This is a genomic window from Ruegeria sp. ABV3_008 (genome assembly GCF_056161185.1).
On sequence record NZ_JBSWYP010000010.1, the window covers coordinates 146,498 to 164,792 of the forward strand.

Consider the following 18,295-nt stretch of genomic DNA (forward strand, 5'->3'; position numbering starts at 1 on the left):
GTCAGTCCAACCGGCCGTTTCCATCCTTGTCCGCAGAGTCGAAATCGTTGCTCATCTGCGCATCGTATTCCGCCCGTGAGATAAGGCTGTCGCCGTTCCGGTCAACGTCCTGAAATTGCTTTATGTCGAGGAACGGTTTGGCCTCGGACGGGCCGAGCGTGCCGTTCTTGTCTTCGTCCATCGCCTGAAAGGCGTAGTCCGAAAAGGCATTGAACTCATCCTTGGACAGGAAGCCATCATTGTTCGAGTCGATGGCTGTCAGCTCTTTTTCATTCAAGTCTGCCACGTCGTCCGCAGCTGCGGCACTGGCCGTCACAAGCGCGGCGATACAGATTACTCGTTTCATAGCTGTCCCCCTCAACATGCGAATCTTGCGCCACTGATACTTCCGGTAGCCGCACCTGCACCCGTCAGAATGGACTTGCCTGAACCGCCTCCGAACTGATTGCCGATTGCGCCTCCGATCAGCGCGCCACCCAAGGTGCCGCTCAGGCAGGCGATTTCATGTTGCCGTGCCGCTTGTTGTTGTGGTGTCGGGGCCGGGCCGCAAGCTGCAAGAAGACCTGCGCCGCCCAGAATGAGTGAAAAGGCTTTGAGATACATAAACATACTCCCCAGCTATGTGCATTTGATAATCGCACACTGGGGAGTTGTATCAAGTCAAATTGGGTTCGGACGGCCCGGTTTGGCCGGGGCCGAACAGCGTCAGATTACTTCGAGCAAGCCTTCACCGGCCGAAATCTCGCAAGCACCGGGGCTTTCTTCCAGGTTCAGCGCAGTGACCTTGCCGTCTTCGACCAGCATCGCATAGCGCTGGGAACGCGCCAGCAGCCCGGCTGGTGGGGCGTCGAAATCCATGCCGATGGCCTTTGTGAACTCGGACGCGGCGTCGCCCAGCAGGGTCAGGCCGGCCTCGGTTGCGCCGGTCGCTTCGCCCCAGGCTTTCATCACGAAGGGGTCGTTGACGGAAATGCAGATGATCTCATCCACGCCCTTGGCTTCGAACTGATCTTTGGTGCGCATAAAGCTGGGCACATGGGCTGAGTGACAGGTTGGCGTAAACGCGCCGGGAACAGCAAAGATCACCACTTTGCGGCCCGCGGTTTTGTCTGAAATCCGAACCTCTTCGGGGCCTTCCGCACCCATTTGGGTCAGCGTGGCGTCGGGCAGCATCTCACCTGTTGTAATCATTTATCAGCTCCTGTCGTTTGGATTTGCAGAGTCGGGCTATGCCGCAATATAGGTGGTCGGACAGAAGTAACCATTAGAATTCGACAGGGTGTGATGAACATGAGCCATATTGTCGTGATCGGCGCCGGGCAGGCCGGATCGTCGCTTGTTGCGAAACTGCGCAAGGATGGGTTTGAAGGGGATATCACCCTGATCGGGGCTGAGCCTCATCTGCCCTATCAGCGCCCGCCCTTGTCCAAGGCCTATCTGTTGGGCGAGATGGAGCTGGAGCGCCTGTTCTTACGCCCCGAAAGCTTCTATGCCGACAACAACATCACCCTGCGTTTGGGGCAGCGTGTCACTGCCATTGACCCCAAGGCCAAGACCGTGACCCTGGGGGATGAAGTCATCTCATACGATGAATTGGCGCTGACCACCGGGTCGGATCCGCGTTCCCTGCCTGCCTCTATCGGCGGAGATCTTCAGGGCGTTCATGTGGTGCGCGATCTGGCTCATATCGACGAGATGGAGCCTCGGGTCACCGAAGGCGCGCGCGCACTGATCGTCGGTGGCGGCTATATCGGGCTTGAGGCCGCAGCCGTATGCGCCAAGCGCGGGGTTAAGGTCACGCTGGTGGAAATGGCCGAGCGTATCCTGCAGCGTGTAGCGGCCAAGGAAACCAGCGATTATTTCCGCGCGCTGCATTCGGGTCATGGCGCGGACATCCGCGAGGGCGTGGGCCTTGATCGTCTGATCGGCGAAAACGGCAAGGTCGTCGGTGCAGTTCTGACGGATGGAACCGAAATCGAGGTTGATTTTGTGGTTGTCGGCGTTGGCATCGCGCCGTCCAGCCAACTGGCCGAGATGGCTGGGCTTGAACTGGACAACGGCATCAAAACCGACGCGCATGGCCGCACATCTGATCCGTCGATTTGGGCGGCAGGGGATTGCGCCTCCTTCCCGCATGGCGCGGGGCGTATTCGTTTGGAAAGCGTGCCTAATGCAATCGATCAGGCTGAGATCGTGGCTCAGAACATGCTGGGGGCTGCCAAGGACTATACAGCAACGCCGTGGTTCTGGTCGGATCAGTATGACGTGAAACTGCAGATCGCAGGTCTGAATACGGGTTATGATCGGGTTGTCACCCGTCAGGGCGAAGGTCAGACCGTGTCGTTCTGGTACTACAAGGGTGACCAGCTGATTGCAGTCGACGCGATGAACGACCCGCGCGCCTATATGGTTGGCAAGCGCCTGATCGACGCGGGCAAAACCGCTGATCCTGCCGTGGTGGCCGATCCGGCTGCGGATCTGAAACCGCTGCTCAAAGCGTGAGGATCATCGCCGGAGAGTTCCGGGGTCGTGCCTTGGCCTCGGTCGGCAAAGGGGATGCGGGTGCCCATTTGCGTCCCACCACCGACCGAGTGCGTGAAAGCCTGTTCAACGTCCTGAGCCATCAGATCGATTTTGACGGTCTGCGTGTATTGGACCTGTTCGCAGGCACTGGCGCGCTGGGGCTTGAGGCGCTGTCGCGCGGGGCTGACTACGTCACCTTTGTGGATGACGGGCGTGTCGCGCAGGGCCTGATCCGCAAGAATATCGACCTGACCCGCAGCGCTGACCGGACCGATCTGATCCGTCGGGATGCGACGCGTTTGGGTGAAAACCCCAATGCGCCCTACAACCTGATCTTTCTGGACCCGCCTTACGGCAAGTCTCTGGGCCAAAAAGCGCTGGCCAAGGCGTCCGAGGCAGGATGGATCGCTGAGGGGGCGTTTATCGTGTGGGAAGAAAACGCCCCGATGCAGGCACCGGATGGATTCCAGTTGTTGGACAGTCGAAAATACGGCGACACGCATATCTCACTGATGCTTCAATCACTTGATCATGTGGGTTGATCCTGACCGTCCTAATTCGTTTTAAAATTGAATGCGTGCGGCCAGCAATTTGACGCATCTCCGCCAAAATTGCGGCCAATTTCGCCTCTACGCGCCGTGGAAACGCGGAACAACCCTTAAAGGACTCTCTATGCTTTTCAGAGCTGCCCTGACCTCGGCCATCGTGCTGGGCTCCTCCCCTGTTGTTGCAGGGCAAACAAAACTAGATGCGAATGAATTTACGGCCAATTGCACCTCGTCTGTGGATCAATCCAACGTGACGTTGGCCCGTTCGGGCGGGTCCAACAAAGGGCACATCACTGTCGGAGATCTGCAGGGCGAGGCGGACATCCTGCCGGGTTTGGACAACCTGACGTTTTTGCTGATTCAGGATGGTCAGGTCGTCAACTTTGCCGTTGATCTTGTAAGTCTCGAATATGACATGATGATCAAAGGCACTTCGCAGCGTTTTGACAGAGGCAGCTGTACGCCATCGTGATCCGGTTTTGAGGCGCGGGCCGGTTTGTGCTAGGCTTCTGGCATGGACCGCGCCCTACCGCCCTTGTTCTGGGGTTTGGCTCAGGACACTGACACAGAAACCGGCCCGCCGCGCAAACCTGCACGCGCGCCGGTGTTCATCCACGACGCGATCACGCCGTGGGGGGCTGAGACGATGCTGCTGAAAGTGCTACGGGATCAGGCTGCCGATCACGAAGAATAGGTCGGATGGAACTTGCTGCCGGGTGACAGGGTAAAGATCTCGACCCCATTTGCGGTTACACCGACCGAATGTTCGAACTGTGCCGAGAGCGACTTGTCGCGGGTCACAGCCGTCCAGTCATCGGCCAGCGTTTTGGTCTCAGGGCGGCCCAGGTTGACCATCGGTTCGATGGTAAAGAACATCCCTTCTTCCAGAACGGAGCCGGTTCCGGGGCGGCCATAGTGCAGCACGTTTGGCGGCGCGTGAAACACCCGACCAAGCCCGTGGCCACAGAAATCGCGCACAACGCTCATGCGGTGCGCTTCGACATAAGATTGGATCGCGTGGCCGATATCGCCGAACGTGTTGCCCGGCTTGACCATCTCGATGCCCTTGAAAAGCGCGTCATGGGTGACCTGAATCAGACGCTCCGCCTTACGCGGCAGTTTGCCTGCGACATACATTCGCGAGGTGTCGCCGAACCAGCCGTCCACGATGACGGTGACGTCGATGTTCAGGATATCCCCGTCCTTTAGCTTTTTCTCACCGGGAATGCCGTGGCAAACCACGTGGTTCACGCTGATACAGCTGGCGTGCTGGTAGCCTTTGTAGCCAATCGTGGCTGAGGTCGCGCTCGCGTCCTCGACCATCTGGGTGATGATCCCGTCGATCGCACCGGTGGTTTGGCCGGGGAAGACATGTTGCGCGATGTCATCCAGTATCCGCGCGGCCAAAGCCCCTGCCGCATGCATGCCGGCAAAGTCACCTTGTTCGTAAATGCGGATACCGTCCTTGGTCAGGCGGCCACGATGATCTTTCATGGATGCGAGGCTCCAATTGTTTCGCGCAGTGCTCTATTTACGCTGCTTGTGCAGAAAGTTCCAGAGGGTGCAGCGTCGCAGGCTGTATCTAGGATGGTTGACGATCCGATCACAGGTGGACGCGTACAGTGATATAAACTAGCACGGTTAAGATAGTTCTCGGGCGTTAAAATAGAAGAAGGGCAGTCAGATGCAGAAAGCCGACCAGCTGAGGGCCGAGATTGCCACCATTGGTGAAATGCTCAAGACCGGGCGCGCGGACCGGGCGCTGAAGCGTGCGGTCAAGGCCGGGAAGAAATGGCCCAAAATGCCCGCGTTTCCGCAGATGGCAGGTCTTGCATGCATTCACCAGGGAGATTTCAAACAGGCACAGACCCATCTGGAGCGCGCCTGGAAGATGGAGCCGGAGAACCCCGACCTGATCCAGAATTTCGGGCTGAGCCTTGTTCAGGGCGGCGATGCTGGCAAGGCTCTGACCCTGATGAATAAAGTCGCTGCCAAAGCCCCTCTGACCCTACCGCAACGCTATGTGCGCGCCATGGCGCTGTTGCAGGAGCGTCAGCTGAGCGAGGCGTTAGAGGACGTTGATGAGGTACTGCGTCACCAAAACGGCAATCTGCAGGCTCATTGCCTTAAAGCCGATATTCTGGATGAGATGCATCAGTGGAATCAGGCCATCGACGTCCTATTGGCCGTGACCGAGAAGCACCCGAAATTCCACTACGGTCAGCTGCGACTGGCCAAGGGCCTGGTCGGTTTGGGGCGTATGTCTGAGGCGCTGACACATGGCCGCGCCGCCTTTGCGCTGGCGCCCGAGGATCCCGAAACGCTGGAATTCGTTACAACTCTGCCGAACTTGTCGGCTGAGGATCGGGCGGAATTGCAGGCTCAAACTTGTAAACTGCTTGAGGCGGGCAATGCCAACCTCGAGGCCGCAGCCACGGTGCATTTTGCCGCCGCTAGCCTTGCGAAAAAGGAGGGCGATACCGCGACCGAGATGCTTCAGTTGCGCAAGGCGCATGATCAGTTAAAGCATGGGTTTAAAAGCTGGGAAACCCGGGCCGAGAAAGCCTGCCGCCAGCGGCTGAGCGCGCCTCTGCCCGCCCCCGCCTCAGCGCCGCGCACCGATATACCGCTCCCGGTGTTTGTGGTCGGATTGCCACGCTCCGGCACCACTCTGATCGAGCGGATTCTGGCCTCACACTCCACCGTTCAGGGGTTGGGAGAGTTGGCGGGCGTGCACCACTGGGCCCGCAAGACAGAAAGCCAACCGGGTGCTGGAAGTGACGCACAGGAGCTGGCCGATTACTACGCGGGTAATTTGCCCCAGACGGCGGAAGGAACACGCGCCTTTATCGATAAGGCTCCGGGGAATTATGCGTTTCTGGGGCCGATTGCGCAGGCCTTCCCGAACGCGGTAATTCTGAACGTCATGCGCGATCCGCGCGATGTGGCGCTGTCGATGTGGCGGACGCATTTCGGAGCGGGTGGCCTGTATTACACGCATGATCTGAGCTGGATGGCAGCCGAAGCCAACCGCTATCGCCGCTATATTCAGCACTGGCATGCCGTGCTTCCGGGGCGGGTCCATGACATAAGCTACGAGCATCTGGTGAATAATCTGGAGGACGGTGCCAAGGAGCTGGCCCGGCTCTGCGACTTGCCTTTTGAACAGGCGATGCTGTCGCCCGACAAATCCTCGGATGCGATCAGAACGGCCAGCAACCTTCAGGCCCGCAAACCCGTCAACACGGCTTCGGTCGGGGGGTGGCAGGTTGTGGCCGATCACTTGGCACCGTTTGTGAAGGGGTTGGACGCCGATCTTTGGCCTGAAATTCACAAGTAGAAGTTCAAATCTCGTTGATCATCCCGCCCGCGCGTGGCCATCCGCGCCGCTTTGCGGCACGGTGCAAAGTAGAATACGTCAGCGGGATCAGGGGCTGAGATGGTCAGAGCGATTACTGCTCTTCTGGTCGTTCTGACCTGCGGTTGCCGCGAAGAGGTGACGATGCTGACGCAGGATCAGCTTACGGCGCTTTTGGTACAGGATCGCAAGATTGCCCTGAACCGCGCGGGCGTCACTGGCACCGCAAGCGTGAACGCCGACCAAAGCTTTGTCGCTGAGATTCCTCGCCTGGGCCGGGACACCGGTGTTTGGTGGTTGGAGGGCGACAGGATCTGCAGTCACTGGAAGACGTTCCGCAAAGATCAAGACCTCTGCGCTGTGGTGGGGCAGGTTGAGGATGGTACCTACCGCGGTTACACACCGGGGCGAGGCTCTTATCTAGGAAAGTTTACGATCCTGCCTTAACCGATAGACCACACCTTTGTCGCATCGACATCGATCCCCTGTGGCGAGATGGCGGTGCCGACCACCAACCGCTCAACCCCCTGCGCTTGCGCTGCCTCAAAGGCCACCGAATAGGCCGGGTCGATATCGGCGGCCAGCGCGAAGCGGTCGCAATCGGTGCGTTGCACCAGATACAGCATGATCGCGCGGTGGCCCTGTTTGGCCATGGACGCCAGCTCATGCAGATGTTTGGCGCCGCGAGCGGTGACGCTGTCGGGGAATTCGGCCAGACCAGGCTGGCGGGAGAGCGTGACGCTTTTGACCTCGACATAGGCGTCGGGTAGGTCGGGCTGGGTCAGCAGGAAATCGATGCGGCTGTTCTGCCCGTATTTCACCTCGGCCCGGAGGGTTTCATAGGCGGCCAGTTCGGGGATCTCGCCACGCTCCAATGCCGCGCGCAGTGCCCGGTTCGGCACCGAAGTATCAACACCGGTGAAATGGCCATTCTCATGATCGACCAGCCGCCACCCATACTTTAGCTTTTTCTTCGGATCGTCATTGGGTTCCAGCCAGATTTTCTCGCCCGGTTCAGCCAGCCCCATCATCGAGCCCGGGTTGGCGCAATGGGCTGTCACCTCGCGCCCATCCTCTAGCGTGCAATCGGCCAGAAAGCGTTTATAGCGGCGGATCAGGCGGGCGGGGACAAGGGGGGTTTCAAATCTCATGCCCCACGGCCTATACCTGCCCCAACAGCCGATCAAGAGGGGGCGCGCGCCATGGCCAATCCAACCGCTGCAATGCTTGTCATCGGGGATGAAATCCTCTCGGGCCGGACGCGCGATGCGAATATGCATTACCTTGCGGGTGAACTGACCAAGCATGGCATCGACCTGAAAGAAGTGCGTATTGTCAGCGATGACGCCCCGGCGATCGAGGCGGCGGTCAAGGCGCTGTCGGGGTCCTACGACAATGTCTTCACCAGCGGGGGCATCGGGCCTACGCATGACGATATCACCGCCGATTGCATCGCCCGCGCTTTTGACACCCCAATTGACGTGCGCGACGATGCGCGCGCGCTGTTGCAGGCGCATTACGACAAGTCAGGGCTGGAGTTGAATGAGGCCCGCCTGCGTATGGCCCGCATTCCTGATGGGGCCGCGCTGATCGACAATCCGGTCTCAACAGCGCCTGGATTCACCATCGAAAGCGTGCACGTGATGGCCGGGGTGCCGTCGGTCTTCCAAGCCATGGTTGCCAGTGTTTTGCCGGGCCTGACGGGCGGTAGCCCGCTGTTGTCGCAGACCTTGCGGGTGGATCGGGGCGAAGGCGACATTGCTGCCACGCTGTCTGCACTGGCCGAGGCGTACTCGGACCTGTCCATCGGTTGCTATCCGTTTCAAATCAACGGAGTCTTCGGAGCCAACGTGGTGGTCCGAGGGACAGAGGGAGCGCGCATCGACGCGGCCATGACCCAATTGGCAAAAGAGCTCGAGTTGTGAGCATCAACTGGCCCGACATCGTTGACGGAACATGGCCCGCTGCGCGCTATGACGTCCTTGGCTCCTTCCGCCTGCGAGAAGGGCAGGGGGGTGGATCGCGCGTGTCTGCCGCCAATGCGCTGGGTGACGCAACCGAGGCCGATATCGTCACGGCCGAGGGTGCCATGCAGGCCATGGGCCAGAAACGCATCTTTTGTCTGTGGCCCGATGACCGCAAGCTCGACGCCCAACTGGAAGCGCGCGGCTATGAGGTTCTGGACCCGGTCAACATCTACGCCTGCCCGCCAGAGCAGCTGACCGATCGGCCTCTGCCCCGCGTGACCGCGTTTGGCATCTGGCCACCGCTTGCCGTCATGGAGGAGATCTGGGCCAAAGGTGGTATCGGCCCAGAACGTCTGGCCGTGATGACGCGTGCTGCGGGCCCCAAGACCGCGTTCCTGTTGCGGCATTCCGATCGCCCGGCGGGAACTGTGTTCTTAGCCATGCAAGGTGATGTGGCCATGGTACATGCGCTTGAGATCCTGCCAGATCACCGCCGTCAGGGCTTGGGCCAATGGGCCATGCGGGCAGCAGCCTTTTGGGCGCGGGACAATGGGGCGAAAACGCTCAGCGTGATCTGTACAAAGACCAACGACGGGGCGAATGGCCTATACCGTGCGCTTGGGATGGAGATTGTCGGGGAATACCATTATCGTCAACGTGTCTAAGGAGTTAAGAAAGCCCGTGACCCAGACTGATCTACCCATCGCGCTGAACCTGCCCATGGCTGACCCTTTGCCGCCCGAGACGCAGAAATACTTTGATGTCTGCCTCGAAAAGCTGGGCATGGTGCCGAATGTGCTGAAAGCCTACGCGTTCGATATCGACAAGCTGAACGCCTTCACGGCTATGTATAACGACCTAATGCTGGCAGATAGCGGGCTGTCCAAGCTCGAACGTGAGATGATCGCGGTGGTCGTTTCTTCGATCAACAAGTGTTTCTATTGTCTGGTCGCCCATGGTGCAGCCGTGCGGCAGATGTCCGGTGATCCGCAATTGGGCGAGATGCTGGTGATGAACTACCGCACCGCCCCTCTGGATACGCGCCAGCGTGCGATGTTGGATTTTGCGGCCAAGATGACCACCGCAAGCGCCGAGATTGAAGAGGTTGATCGCCAGCACTTGCGCGATCAGGGCTTCAGTGACCGGGATATCTGGGACATCGCCAACGTTACCGGGTTCTTCAACATGTCCAATCGGGTGGCCAGTGCCACCGCCATGGCGCCCAACCCCGAATATCACGCGCAAGCCCGATGATCCGACGCCTCGCCCTTGCCTTTTGTCTGATGGCCGGGCCGGTTCTGGCGCAAGATCTGACCCTGCCTGCCAGCGCCCGTCAGATCAGCGAGAGGACCTCGCCGCTGGACAGCTATGAGCTGCCCACAGGGCCCGTTGCAGATGGCATAGTCCCGTCTCGCACCGTCGAGGGTCGGGTCGAGCGGCTGACATGGCGCTTGCAGGCGGGCTCTAGCACGACGCTGCAATTGCTGGCTCCGCTACGGGATCAGCTCGTGGCGCAAGGCTTTGATATTCTGTTTGAATGTGAGGCTCGGACCTGCGGCGGGTTCGATTTCCGCTTCGGAACCGAAGTGGTTCCAACACCGGATATGTATGTCGCCATTCGCGACTATCGTTTTCTATCCGCCACCAAAGGTGATGAGGCGCTCAGCCTGCTGGTCAGCCGTAACCCGCCGGATGGCTATGTGCAACTGATCCGCGTTGCACCTGTTGATGCTCCGGCTCCAACCCCGGTGGTCGTTGAGCAATCCGCCAGTGGAACCGAGGGTCTGTTGGACGCGTTGCAGCAGTCGGGCCATGTGATTCTGGACGATTTGCATTTCCGCACCGGCGAGGTGGCGTTGGGCGACGGCCCGTTCGCCTCCTTGTCGTTGTTGGCGCAGTTCCTGGCCGACAATCCGTCAACCCGGCTTGCGTTGGTCGGGCATACTGATGATACCGGCGCGCTGCAGGCCAATATCAAGGTCAGCACCGAACGGGCGCAGGCCGTACGCGCCCGCCTGATCGACGCGCATGGCGTTGCGGCGGATCGGATCGAGGCACAGGGCGCGGGATATCTTGCGCCGCTGACCTCGAACGCGACACCGGAAGGACGCGATCTGAACCGTAGGGTCGAGGCGGTATTGCTGGTCAACTGACGCGTCTTCACAAAAAAAGACCCGCACGCAGAACGCACGGGCCGATCCAGTTCACCGGGAGAATTACCAGTCCATCGCGCCTTTTTCGGAATAAGCGTCAACAAGGAAGTCTATGAAGGCCCGTACTTTGGGCTGAGTGAAGCGACCTGGAGGATAGACCGCGTAGATGCCGTGCACCTCATCCGGCAGGGATGGCATGGCATCCACAACCTCACCGGTTTTCAACGCATCGGCGTAAAGATAGCTGGGCAGATAGGCGATCCCGAGGCCCGAGACTGCCGCATTTAACAGCGATTGCCCGTCGTTCACGCTGAGCCAACCAGCCGTGCGCACCTGACGTTTCTCGCCCGACGGGGCAGTCAAGCGCCAGACATTACCCGAGGATTGGCTGGAGTAGTGCAGCAGCTTGTGTTCGTTCAGATCGTCGATCTTCTGCGGCCGTCCGTATTTCTCGATATAACTGGGGGCCGCGACCATGCGTTTGACGGTTTCCGTCAGCTTACGGGCGCGCAAAGTGCTGTCTTCCAGCTCTCCGATGCGAACGGCGACGTCAAAGCCCTCGGAAATCAGTTCCACGTAGCGGTTGTTTAGCACCATGTTCACGGTGATGTCGGGATAGGTGGCCAGAAAATCCGACAGGACAGGAGACAGATGATTGACCCCGAAATCCGTCGCCACGCTGATTCGCAGCAGGCCAGAAGGGGCCGATTGCATCGCGGTGACCAGGGAATCCGCCTCACCTGCGTCGTTCAGCACCCGGCGGGCGCGGTCATAGTAGGCCAACCCAATCTCGGTCGGAGAAACGCGGCGTGTGGTCCGGTTGAGCAGTCGTGCCCCCAGCCGCGACTCGAGGCTGGACACGTGCTTGGAAACGGCTGATTTAGAGATACCCATTTTCTTAGCGGCATCGGTGAAGCCACCTTGGTCCACCACGTTGGCAAAGGCTTCCATTTCCGTCAGTCGATCCATTCTCGTTCCCCAGGTCTTGCTACTTGTAACGACTTTGCCCCTCAATCTGGGCGGAATCGGGGCGGACATGGGATAATATCAGGGTTTTGAATCGGATCGTTTGCGTATCAGAAACGCGGAAACAGTTGTTTCCCGCGATGGTGATCGCCCTGCAAACGGGCGTTTTCTGGAAAATATTCAAGATGTGCTAGGTTTAGAATGGCATTTTTGTGACGAGGGAGGAGATCATGAAAGCCTTTTTTACAGCCATTTCAGTTGCTCTGTTTGCCACAGCCGCCGGAGCGCAGGACCAAACGCCATCCGCGCCGGGTGCGCAGGTCTATTTCGCGAACCTTGCGGATGGTGACACAGTGCAATCACCGGTCACGGTGGTCTTTGGCCTCAGTGGCATGGGCGTTGCGCCTGCAGGGACCGAGGCCGACAATACCGGCCACCACCACCTGCTGATCAACCGCCCGCCACTGGGTCAGGGCGAAGACGGCGCGGATGAGCTGCTGTATGGGCTGCCATCAGACGACAACCACATGCATTTCGGCGGTGGCCAGACCGAGGTCAGTCTGGATCTGCCCGCAGGTCAGCATACGCTGCAACTGGTTTTGGGCGATGCTGGGCACGTGCCGCACAACCCGCCCATTGTATCTGAAGTGATTACGATTTCGGTCGAATAAGGGAGCGCCGGGTAACGCCACACACCAAGAGTTTTGAGGGCCGCTAAGGGTTTGAAGTGCCTGCTCTTCGCTGCTATTCCTTCTCATCACATTGACGTGATCGAGGGGGAGCGCGATGCAGGTGGTCTATGGCGTGAACAGGTCTTTTCTGTTCCCGGCTTTGCTTTCCGCATATTCCGCTGTCAAAAACGCCAGCAAGCCTTTGGATGTGACAATCTTCGGGCAGGATTTCACAGACGAAGACATTGCGATTGTTGAGCAGGTCAATCAATCCCTCACGGGAGGGACGATTTCTTACCGGAAATTCGATCTGGAAAATCTGCCAGGTTTTTCCGAGTATAAATCGAAGTTCCCTGCGATCACGATGCTGCCTTTGTTTCTACCCCAGCTTTGCGAAAAGCGCTGCATTTTTGTGGATGCGGACACTTTGGTTGTTTCCGATGTCTGGGAATTGCTGGAGATGGACCTTGAAGGGCAGCCCTTTGCCGCTTGTGTGGATATGGGGTTGGTGACGCTTGGCGGAGGGGATTTTCTGCGCCCTTCCCTGCAGCAGATTTTCAGACCGGGGCGCGAGCATAAAAAGTCACTCAGCCGTGTGAGCAAGAGCATTAGGTTGGGGTTCATACCCGGCGAAGGGTATTTCAATGCCGGCATCATGGTGATGGACTGTTCGGCCATTCATGGCGATCGTGAATTACGCGAAATTAGCGATTTCGAGAAGCTGGTTCCGCACATTCCCTACCTGCCCGAACAGGACAGAATGAACCAATTGTTTCACGGTCGCTGGTTTCGCTTGCCTATTCAGTGGAACACGCGGCCTCAGATCTGGTTTGACGCGCACAGTCCGAAATACCGGAAAATGTCCAAGACGTTCCGCCAGCATCTGAGTGATGCAAACAGAACTCCGAAAATCTGGCACTATGTCGGTGGCAAAAAGCCATGGCGGGCGACGCGAATGGCGCGCCTGCTGTTCCATCGCGCCTACCGCGACTACGAAACCTACATGGCCCGATTCGAGAAAGAGACAGGCCTGACCTATACCATGTAGACCTCAGAGCCCCTACATTGCGGCGGCCAGACGGGTGCCCTGATTGATCGCCCGTTTCGCATCCAATTCCGCCGCAACATCTGCGCCACCAATCACATGCGGCGTGATCCCGCGTTCGATCAGGGCGTCTGCAAGGCTGCGCTCGGACAGTTGACCGGAGCATAGGACAATGGTGTCCGCAGCAATCACCGTCGGATCGGCGCGCTCTTCACCAAAGCTGATATGCAGGCCGTCATCGTCGATATGCTCGTAATTCACGCCGCCGACAAAGTTGACGTTTTTCATCTTGAGCGTCGCGCGGTGAATCCAGCCGGTGGTCTTGCCCAAGCCTTTGCCATGCGCCTGTTTCTTGCGCTGCAGCAGAGTCACCTGACGCGCCGGGGCTGCAGGCTGAGGGCCTTCCGGTGCCAGACCCGAGCGGTGCTGTTCCGGGTCGGATACACCCCATTCCTTCATCCAGGCAGGCAGGTCGGTGGTGATGCTGTGGCCGTCCTCCAGCAGGAACTCGGACACGTCAAAGCCGATACCGCCCGCGCCGACCACGGCGACAGATTTGCCGACCTCTGCTTTCTCGCGCAGCACGTCGATATAGCTGATGACGTTGTCGCGGTCCTGACCTGGGATTTCCGGATCACGCGGGATAACGCCGGTGGCAATGACGACTTCGTCAAAGCCGGTCAGGTCGTCGGCGCTGACCTCGCGGTTCAGTTCCACCTTCACGCCCAGATCATCCATCATGGTGCGGTACCAGTCGACCAGCCCCCAGAATTCCTCTTTCCCCGGCACCTGTTTCGCCATGTTCAACTGTCCACCGATCTCCGACGCGCGATCGAACAGCGTGACGTCATGGCCGCGCTGGGCGGCGGTCATGGCGGTAGACAGGCCGGCCGGCCCAGCGCCCACAATGGCAACGGTCTTGCGCGTCTCGGCCTTGCCAATGACCAGTTCGGTTTCATGGCAGGCACGCGGGTTGACCAGACAGGAGGTCAGCTTTCCGCCGAACGTGTGGTCCAGGCAGGCCTGGTTGCAGGCGATACACGGCGCGATCTGCGCGGACTGACCGGCAATCGCCTTGTTGACAAAATCCGCATCCGCCAGCATCGGACGCGCCAGCGAAACCATGTCGGCGCAGCCGGTCGACAGAACCTCTTCTGCGACCTCGGGCGTATTGATCCGGTTCGAGGTGATCACCGGGATGCCAACCTTACCCATCAGCTTTTTGGTCACCCAGGCAAAGGCGGCACGCGGAACGCTGGTTGCGATGGTGGGAATCCGTGCCTCGTGCCAGCCGATGCCGGTGTTGATGATCGTCGCTCCTGCTTGCTCGATCCGCTGAGCAAGCTCGACTACCTCTTCATGGGTCGAGCCATTTGGGATCAGATCGATCATCGACAAGCGGTAGATGATGATGAAATCAGTACCCACAGCCTCACGCGTGCGCCGCACAACCTCGATCGGTAGGCGCATCCGGTTTTCATAGGAGCCGCCCCAGCGATCCTCACGTTTGTTGGTGTGGGTCACGAGGAACTGGTTCAGGAAATACCCCTCGGAACCCATGATCTCGACCCCGTCATATCCCGCCTTCTGGGCGAGGACCGCCGCATTCACGATGTCGCTGATCTGCTTCTCGATTCCGTCTTCGTCCAGCTCACTGGGCGGGAACGGAGAAATCGGAGATTTCACCGGGCTGGGCGCCACGCATTTGGGGCCATAGGCATAGCGTCCTGCGTGCAGAATTTGCATCGCGATCTTGCCGCCCGCCTCATGCACGCGGTCGGTCACGACCGAGTGGTTCGCCACGTCCTTTTCGGTGGTCATCATCGCAGCGCCCGGCAGGACCGAGCCTTCGAGGTTCGGGCCAATCCCACCCGTCACCATCAGCGCCACGCCCCCGCGTGCGCGATCCGCATAGAACTCGGCCACGCGATTCCAGTCGCCGGTCTCTTCCAACCCGGTATGCATCGAGCCCATCAGCACGCGGTTCTTCAACGTGGTAAAGCCCAGGTCCAGCGGGGCCAGCATGTTTCGGTACGCGGTCATGGCGAACTCTCCTTTCCGAAGTTGAAGAATAGATTGACGTTCGCGTAAACATTGTCACGCGAAACCTAACGTCATCCCCTTTGCGCCTGTCGCGCGGCTTGATAGAGAGGTCGCGAACCATGTCCATGAGGCCTCGCATGACCCCGGAAGAGATCGCCAAACTGCCCTATCGCCCCTGTGTCGGGCTGATGCTGATGAATGCCGAGGGTAAGATCTTTGTCGGCCAGCGCAATGACCGCCACAAGGACGCTTGGCAGATGCCTCAGGGCGGGGTGGACAAGGGCGAAGACCCCCGCGACGCAGCGCTGCGCGAGCTGTGGGAAGAAACTGGCGTGACTGCTGATCTGGTCGAGGTCGTGGCCGAGACTGACGGCTGGTTGCCCTATGATCTGCCCCACGACATCGTCCCAAAAATCTGGAAAGGCCGTTATCGCGGGCAAGAGCAGAAATGGTTTCTGCTGCGCTTCAACGGCCATGACGACCAGATCAATATTGCAACGGATCATCCCGAATTCACCAGCTGGAAATGGCAGGCCCCGGATCAACTGGTCGAAGAAATCGTGCCGTTTAAGCGCGCGGTCTACGAGCAGGTGATTGCGGGTTTTGCGGATCATCTGAGCTGATCACCAGCCTGCACGTTGCCGTGAGGGGGCGTGGTTCGGGTCAAGGCGTGCCTCTAGCTTGGAGGCATGAGTTACACCCTGCCAGACCCCATCACAATCAAACCCGCCGGACGGCGATTTCAGGGCTTGGACCGGCGTGCGCCTCTGCGTGAGGGATTGCGCGGGTGCGGAGAGTTCGGCCCCTCTCAGACGGCAGGACGGTTCTACCCGATGGCCTGTGTCGCGCTTGAGGTGACGCAGCGCTGCAATCTGGACTGCACGCTCTGCTACCTCTCGGACCGGGCCGAGATGACCTATGATCCTCCACTTTCGGTCCTGTTTGCGCGGATTGCCACGATCCGCAGCCACTATGGCCGGGGTATTTCCGTTCAATTGACCGGCGGCGACCCGACCCTGCGTAAGGTTGACGATCTTGAGGCGCTCTGCCGCGAGATCAGGCGGCTGGGCATGCGCTCCTGCCTGATGACCAACGGTATCCGCGCCAGCCGGGCGATGCTGACACGGTTGGCCGCGGCGGGGCTGGATGACGTGGCCTTTCACGTGGACATGACGCAAGAGCGCAACGGGTTCGCCTCCGAAATGGAGCTTAACCGCGTGCGCAAAACCTATATCGACCGGGCGCGCGGTTTGGGGCTGCGTATTCTCTTCAACACAACCGTTTTTGGCGGCAACTTTGCTGAAATCCCTGCTTTGGCTCGGTTCTTGCGGGGCCAGCCCGAGGTCGGTTTTGTGTCGTTCCAGATGCAGGCGGATACCGGGCGCGGTGTGTTGCGGGCGCGACCCGATGCAATCACACAAAACAGCGTCATCCGCGCGGTCGAGCAGGGTTATGGCACGTCTTTGCATTTCGACTCGGCGGCCGTCGGGCATTCCAGTTGCAACCGGTATGGCAGCGTTGTTTCTGCGGGGGGCAAGGCCGTGTCGTTGCTGTCGAACCAGCGCTTGGTTCAGCGGGTGATAGCGGCGCTGGAAAATGTGGATACCGGACAGGACGCTCATATCCGCATCCGCCCCAGCGTGGGACGCCTGATCCGCCGCCATCCACTGCTAGCCCTTTGGGCGCTTGGCCATCTGGTGGGCTGCCTTCTGCGGCTGGGGTCGGGGGTGCTACGCGGCCCGGTACGGCGGCAGGCTGTATTCATCCACAATTTCATGGCTGCGGATGCGTTAGAGGAAGACCGCTGCGCCTCTTGCGTGTTCATGGTTGCGACGGCCAACGGGCCGCTCTCCATGTGTGTCCACAACGCACAGCGCGATCAGCATCTGGCCGCGCCGGATCGAGTAGACAGCCCGATGGGCACCTATTGGTGGAACGCGGCGACGCGCGGCCTGTCTACGCGCCCGGACTTGCCCGCTCTGAAAGACCCCGAGGTGGCTCCGCTGAAACGCCTCAAAGGGCAGTTGCGCGCTGCCCGTCAAAGCCGAAAGGACGCTTCATGAGACAGGTTCTGATCCTAATGCTGCTGCCGCTTCTGGCGGCCTGCGCCAGTGTTGAGCGGCTTGCCTTGCCTGCTGCGACGCCCTTGCCCGACACGGCCCTGACCCGCGCCGCACCCCCTCCGGGTGAGAGGGTGGATCATGGCGATTGGACCCGCTTTCTGACCCGCTACGTGGCCCCCGATGCGCGCGGTGTGAACCGGGTGGCCTATGGACAGGTGAGCGCGGCCGACAGCGCGCTGCTGGATGCTTATCTGACCGAGCTGCAGGCCGTTGACCCGGCCAGTCTGACCCGCGATCAGCAACTGGCCTATTGGATCAACCTCTACAACGCGCTGACGGTGGATGTGGTGCTTGAGGCGTACCCGGTCGCGTCGATCCGCGACATCAAGGATGGGCCGTTGTCGATCGGCCCTTGGGGTCGCCCGTTGACTGTGGTGTCGGGTCAGAGTCTGACCCTCAACGACATTGAACACCGCATCATCCGACCAACTTTCAATGAGCCGCGCATTCACTACGCGCTGAATTGTGCAGCGGTCGGGTGCCCGAACCTGATGGCCCGCGCGTGGGAGGCCAAGACGCTGGAGCGCGACCTCGCCGCAGCCGAGCGCGCCTATGTCAACGACCCGCGCGGGGTGCGGTTTGACGATCAAGGGCGGCTGATCCTGTCAAAAATCTACATCTGGTTCCGCGAGGATTTCGGACCGAATGAAGAGGCCGTAATCGCCTATCTCGAAACAGCAGCCGACCCGGAGTTGCAACAGCGCCTTAAACAAGTCCGACGTGTGGATGCCTATGAGTATGATTGGGCGTTGAACGATGCAGGGGCTGGCGCCTAACGGCGCGGAGCAAAGGCCGTAGGCCGCCGCGCCAGCGCCAACCCGCGCCCTCGGGACGGCGCTCTTGTAGCGTTAGGCGCTGCTTGAGCCTATCAGTATCTGGCTGCCGTAAAGCTCTTAAA

Annotated in this window: 22 protein-coding genes; 15 read left to right on the top strand and 7 right to left on the bottom strand. The window is 59.7% G+C overall.

Annotated elements, in window-relative coordinates; all coding sequences use genetic code 11:
* Position 1: 1 nt before the first annotated feature.
* The 3 genes from ACXAH8_RS17115 to ACXAH8_RS17125 form a co-directional block, all read right to left on the bottom strand.
* Entirely contained in the window at positions 2-346 is a 345-nt protein-coding gene (locus ACXAH8_RS17115; protein WP_475219973.1) for an EF-hand domain-containing protein, read from the bottom strand.
* An 11-nt stretch (positions 347-357) separates the two neighbouring features.
* Positions 358-603, bottom strand: a complete 246-nt coding sequence (locus ACXAH8_RS17120; RefSeq protein WP_475219974.1) for a glycine zipper 2TM domain-containing protein — start codon at positions 601-603, stop codon at positions 358-360.
* Positions 604-705: 102 nt separating this feature from the next.
* Positions 706-1,191: a peroxiredoxin gene (locus tag ACXAH8_RS17125; RefSeq protein WP_170379412.1), complete on the bottom strand. Its 486-nt coding sequence runs from the start codon at positions 1,189-1,191 to the stop codon at positions 706-708.
* 99 nt (positions 1,192-1,290) lie between these two features.
* Here ACXAH8_RS17125 and ACXAH8_RS17130 point away from each other — a divergent pair, with 99 nt between their 5' ends.
* The 4 genes from ACXAH8_RS17130 to ACXAH8_RS17145 all read left to right on the top strand — a co-directional run bounded on the left by ACXAH8_RS17130 (position 1,291) and on the right by ACXAH8_RS17145 (position 3,765).
* Positions 1,291-2,502, top strand: coding sequence for an NAD(P)/FAD-dependent oxidoreductase (locus tag ACXAH8_RS17130; RefSeq protein ID WP_475219975.1), 1,212 nt, complete (start codon positions 1,291-1,293; stop codon positions 2,500-2,502).
* A complete protein-coding gene (rsmD, locus tag ACXAH8_RS17135; protein ID WP_475219976.1) occupies positions 2,499-3,065 on the top strand; it encodes a 16S rRNA (guanine(966)-N(2))-methyltransferase RsmD in 567 nt (188 codons plus the stop codon). The genes ACXAH8_RS17130 and rsmD overlap by 4 nt, the downstream gene beginning before the upstream one ends.
* 130 nt (positions 3,066-3,195) lie before the next feature.
* The gene (locus tag ACXAH8_RS17140; protein WP_170640511.1) at positions 3,196-3,543 is read left to right on the top strand and encodes a hypothetical protein; all 348 of its coding nucleotides are present in this window, start codon (positions 3,196-3,198) and stop codon (positions 3,541-3,543) included.
* A gap of 42 nt (positions 3,544-3,585) precedes the next feature.
* Positions 3,586-3,765, top strand: coding sequence for a hypothetical protein (locus ACXAH8_RS17145; RefSeq protein WP_170379405.1), 180 nt, complete (start codon positions 3,586-3,588; stop codon positions 3,763-3,765).
* Here ACXAH8_RS17145 and map read toward each other — a convergent pair.
* Positions 3,753-4,565, bottom strand: a complete 813-nt coding sequence (map, locus tag ACXAH8_RS17150; protein WP_475219977.1) for a type I methionyl aminopeptidase — start codon at positions 4,563-4,565, stop codon at positions 3,753-3,755. The two genes, ACXAH8_RS17145 and map, sit on opposite strands and share 13 nt — an antisense overlap.
* A 190-nt stretch (positions 4,566-4,755) precedes the next feature.
* Here map and ACXAH8_RS17155 point away from each other — a divergent pair, with 190 nt between their 5' ends.
* Positions 4,756-6,411, top strand: coding sequence for a tetratricopeptide repeat-containing sulfotransferase family protein (locus ACXAH8_RS17155; protein WP_475219978.1), 1,656 nt, complete (start codon positions 4,756-4,758; stop codon positions 6,409-6,411).
* A 99-nt stretch (positions 6,412-6,510) separates the two neighbouring features.
* Entirely contained in the window at positions 6,511-6,876 is a 366-nt protein-coding gene (locus ACXAH8_RS17160) for a hypothetical protein (protein ID WP_475219979.1), read from the top strand.
* Here the strand turns inward: ACXAH8_RS17160 and sfsA are convergent.
* Positions 6,873-7,580, bottom strand: coding sequence for a DNA/RNA nuclease SfsA (sfsA, locus tag ACXAH8_RS17165; RefSeq protein ID WP_475219980.1), 708 nt, complete (start codon positions 7,578-7,580; stop codon positions 6,873-6,875). The two genes, ACXAH8_RS17160 and sfsA, sit on opposite strands and share 4 nt — an antisense overlap.
* Positions 7,581-7,631: 51 nt before the next feature.
* On the opposite strand from sfsA, the gene ACXAH8_RS17170 reads away from it, so the two are divergent.
* Genes ACXAH8_RS17170 through ACXAH8_RS17185 form a run of 4 tightly spaced genes read left to right on the top strand, consistent with a single transcriptional unit; the run spans position 7,632 to position 10,549 of the window.
* Positions 7,632-8,354 carry a competence/damage-inducible protein A gene (locus ACXAH8_RS17170; RefSeq protein WP_475219981.1) on the top strand — a complete coding sequence of 241 codons (723 nt, stop codon included), beginning with the start codon at positions 7,632-7,634 and terminating at the stop codon, positions 8,352-8,354.
* Complete coding sequence (locus ACXAH8_RS17175) at positions 8,351-9,061, top strand: GNAT family N-acetyltransferase (RefSeq protein ID WP_475219982.1); 711 nt, start codon at positions 8,351-8,353, stop codon at positions 9,059-9,061. Before ACXAH8_RS17170 ends, ACXAH8_RS17175 begins: the two co-directional genes overlap by 4 nt.
* Before the next feature lie 55 nt (positions 9,062-9,116).
* Positions 9,117-9,650, top strand: a complete 534-nt coding sequence (locus ACXAH8_RS17180; protein WP_475220034.1) for a peroxidase-related enzyme — start codon at positions 9,117-9,119, stop codon at positions 9,648-9,650.
* On the top strand, positions 9,647-10,549 hold the full coding sequence (locus ACXAH8_RS17185) for an OmpA family protein (protein WP_475219983.1): 903 nt from the start codon (positions 9,647-9,649) through the stop codon (positions 10,547-10,549). Before ACXAH8_RS17180 ends, ACXAH8_RS17185 begins: the two co-directional genes overlap by 4 nt.
* 63 nt (positions 10,550-10,612) lie before the next feature.
* On the opposite strand, the gene ACXAH8_RS17190 is transcribed toward ACXAH8_RS17185, so the two are convergent.
* The gene (locus ACXAH8_RS17190; RefSeq protein ID WP_475219984.1) at positions 10,613-11,518 is read right to left on the bottom strand and encodes a LysR family transcriptional regulator; all 906 of its coding nucleotides are present in this window, start codon (positions 11,516-11,518) and stop codon (positions 10,613-10,615) included.
* Between the two features lie 227 nt (positions 11,519-11,745).
* On the opposite strand from ACXAH8_RS17190, the gene ACXAH8_RS17195 reads away from it, so the two are divergent.
* Together ACXAH8_RS17195 and ACXAH8_RS17200 are read left to right on the top strand one after the other, a co-directional pair.
* Entirely contained in the window at positions 11,746-12,186 is a 441-nt protein-coding gene (locus ACXAH8_RS17195; RefSeq protein ID WP_475219985.1) for a DUF4399 domain-containing protein, read from the top strand.
* Between the two features lie 115 nt (positions 12,187-12,301).
* The gene (locus tag ACXAH8_RS17200; RefSeq protein WP_475219986.1) at positions 12,302-13,234 is read left to right on the top strand and encodes a glycosyltransferase family 8 protein; all 933 of its coding nucleotides are present in this window, start codon (positions 12,302-12,304) and stop codon (positions 13,232-13,234) included.
* Between the two features lie 12 nt (positions 13,235-13,246).
* Here ACXAH8_RS17200 and ACXAH8_RS17205 read toward each other — a convergent pair whose 3' ends face one another.
* Complete coding sequence (locus ACXAH8_RS17205) at positions 13,247-15,274, bottom strand: 2,4-dienoyl-CoA reductase FMN-binding domain-containing protein (RefSeq protein ID WP_475219987.1); 2,028 nt, start codon at positions 15,272-15,274, stop codon at positions 13,247-13,249.
* A 137-nt stretch (positions 15,275-15,411) separates the two neighbouring features.
* On the opposite strand from ACXAH8_RS17205, the gene ACXAH8_RS17210 reads away from it, so the two are divergent.
* The 3 genes from ACXAH8_RS17210 to ACXAH8_RS17220 all read left to right on the top strand — a co-directional run bounded on the left by ACXAH8_RS17210 (position 15,412) and on the right by ACXAH8_RS17220 (position 18,173).
* Positions 15,412-15,897 carry an RNA pyrophosphohydrolase gene (locus ACXAH8_RS17210; protein ID WP_170661924.1) on the top strand — a complete coding sequence of 162 codons (486 nt, stop codon included), beginning with the start codon at positions 15,412-15,414 and terminating at the stop codon, positions 15,895-15,897.
* A gap of 66 nt (positions 15,898-15,963) precedes the next feature.
* Positions 15,964-17,337 (top strand): radical SAM protein, encoded by a 1,374-nt coding sequence (locus tag ACXAH8_RS17215; protein ID WP_475219988.1) that lies wholly within the window; start codon positions 15,964-15,966, stop codon positions 17,335-17,337.
* Entirely contained in the window at positions 17,334-18,173 is an 840-nt protein-coding gene (locus ACXAH8_RS17220) for a DUF547 domain-containing protein (RefSeq protein ID WP_475219989.1), read from the top strand. The genes ACXAH8_RS17215 and ACXAH8_RS17220 overlap by 4 nt, the downstream gene beginning before the upstream one ends.
* Positions 18,174-18,295 lie beyond the last annotated feature (122 nt).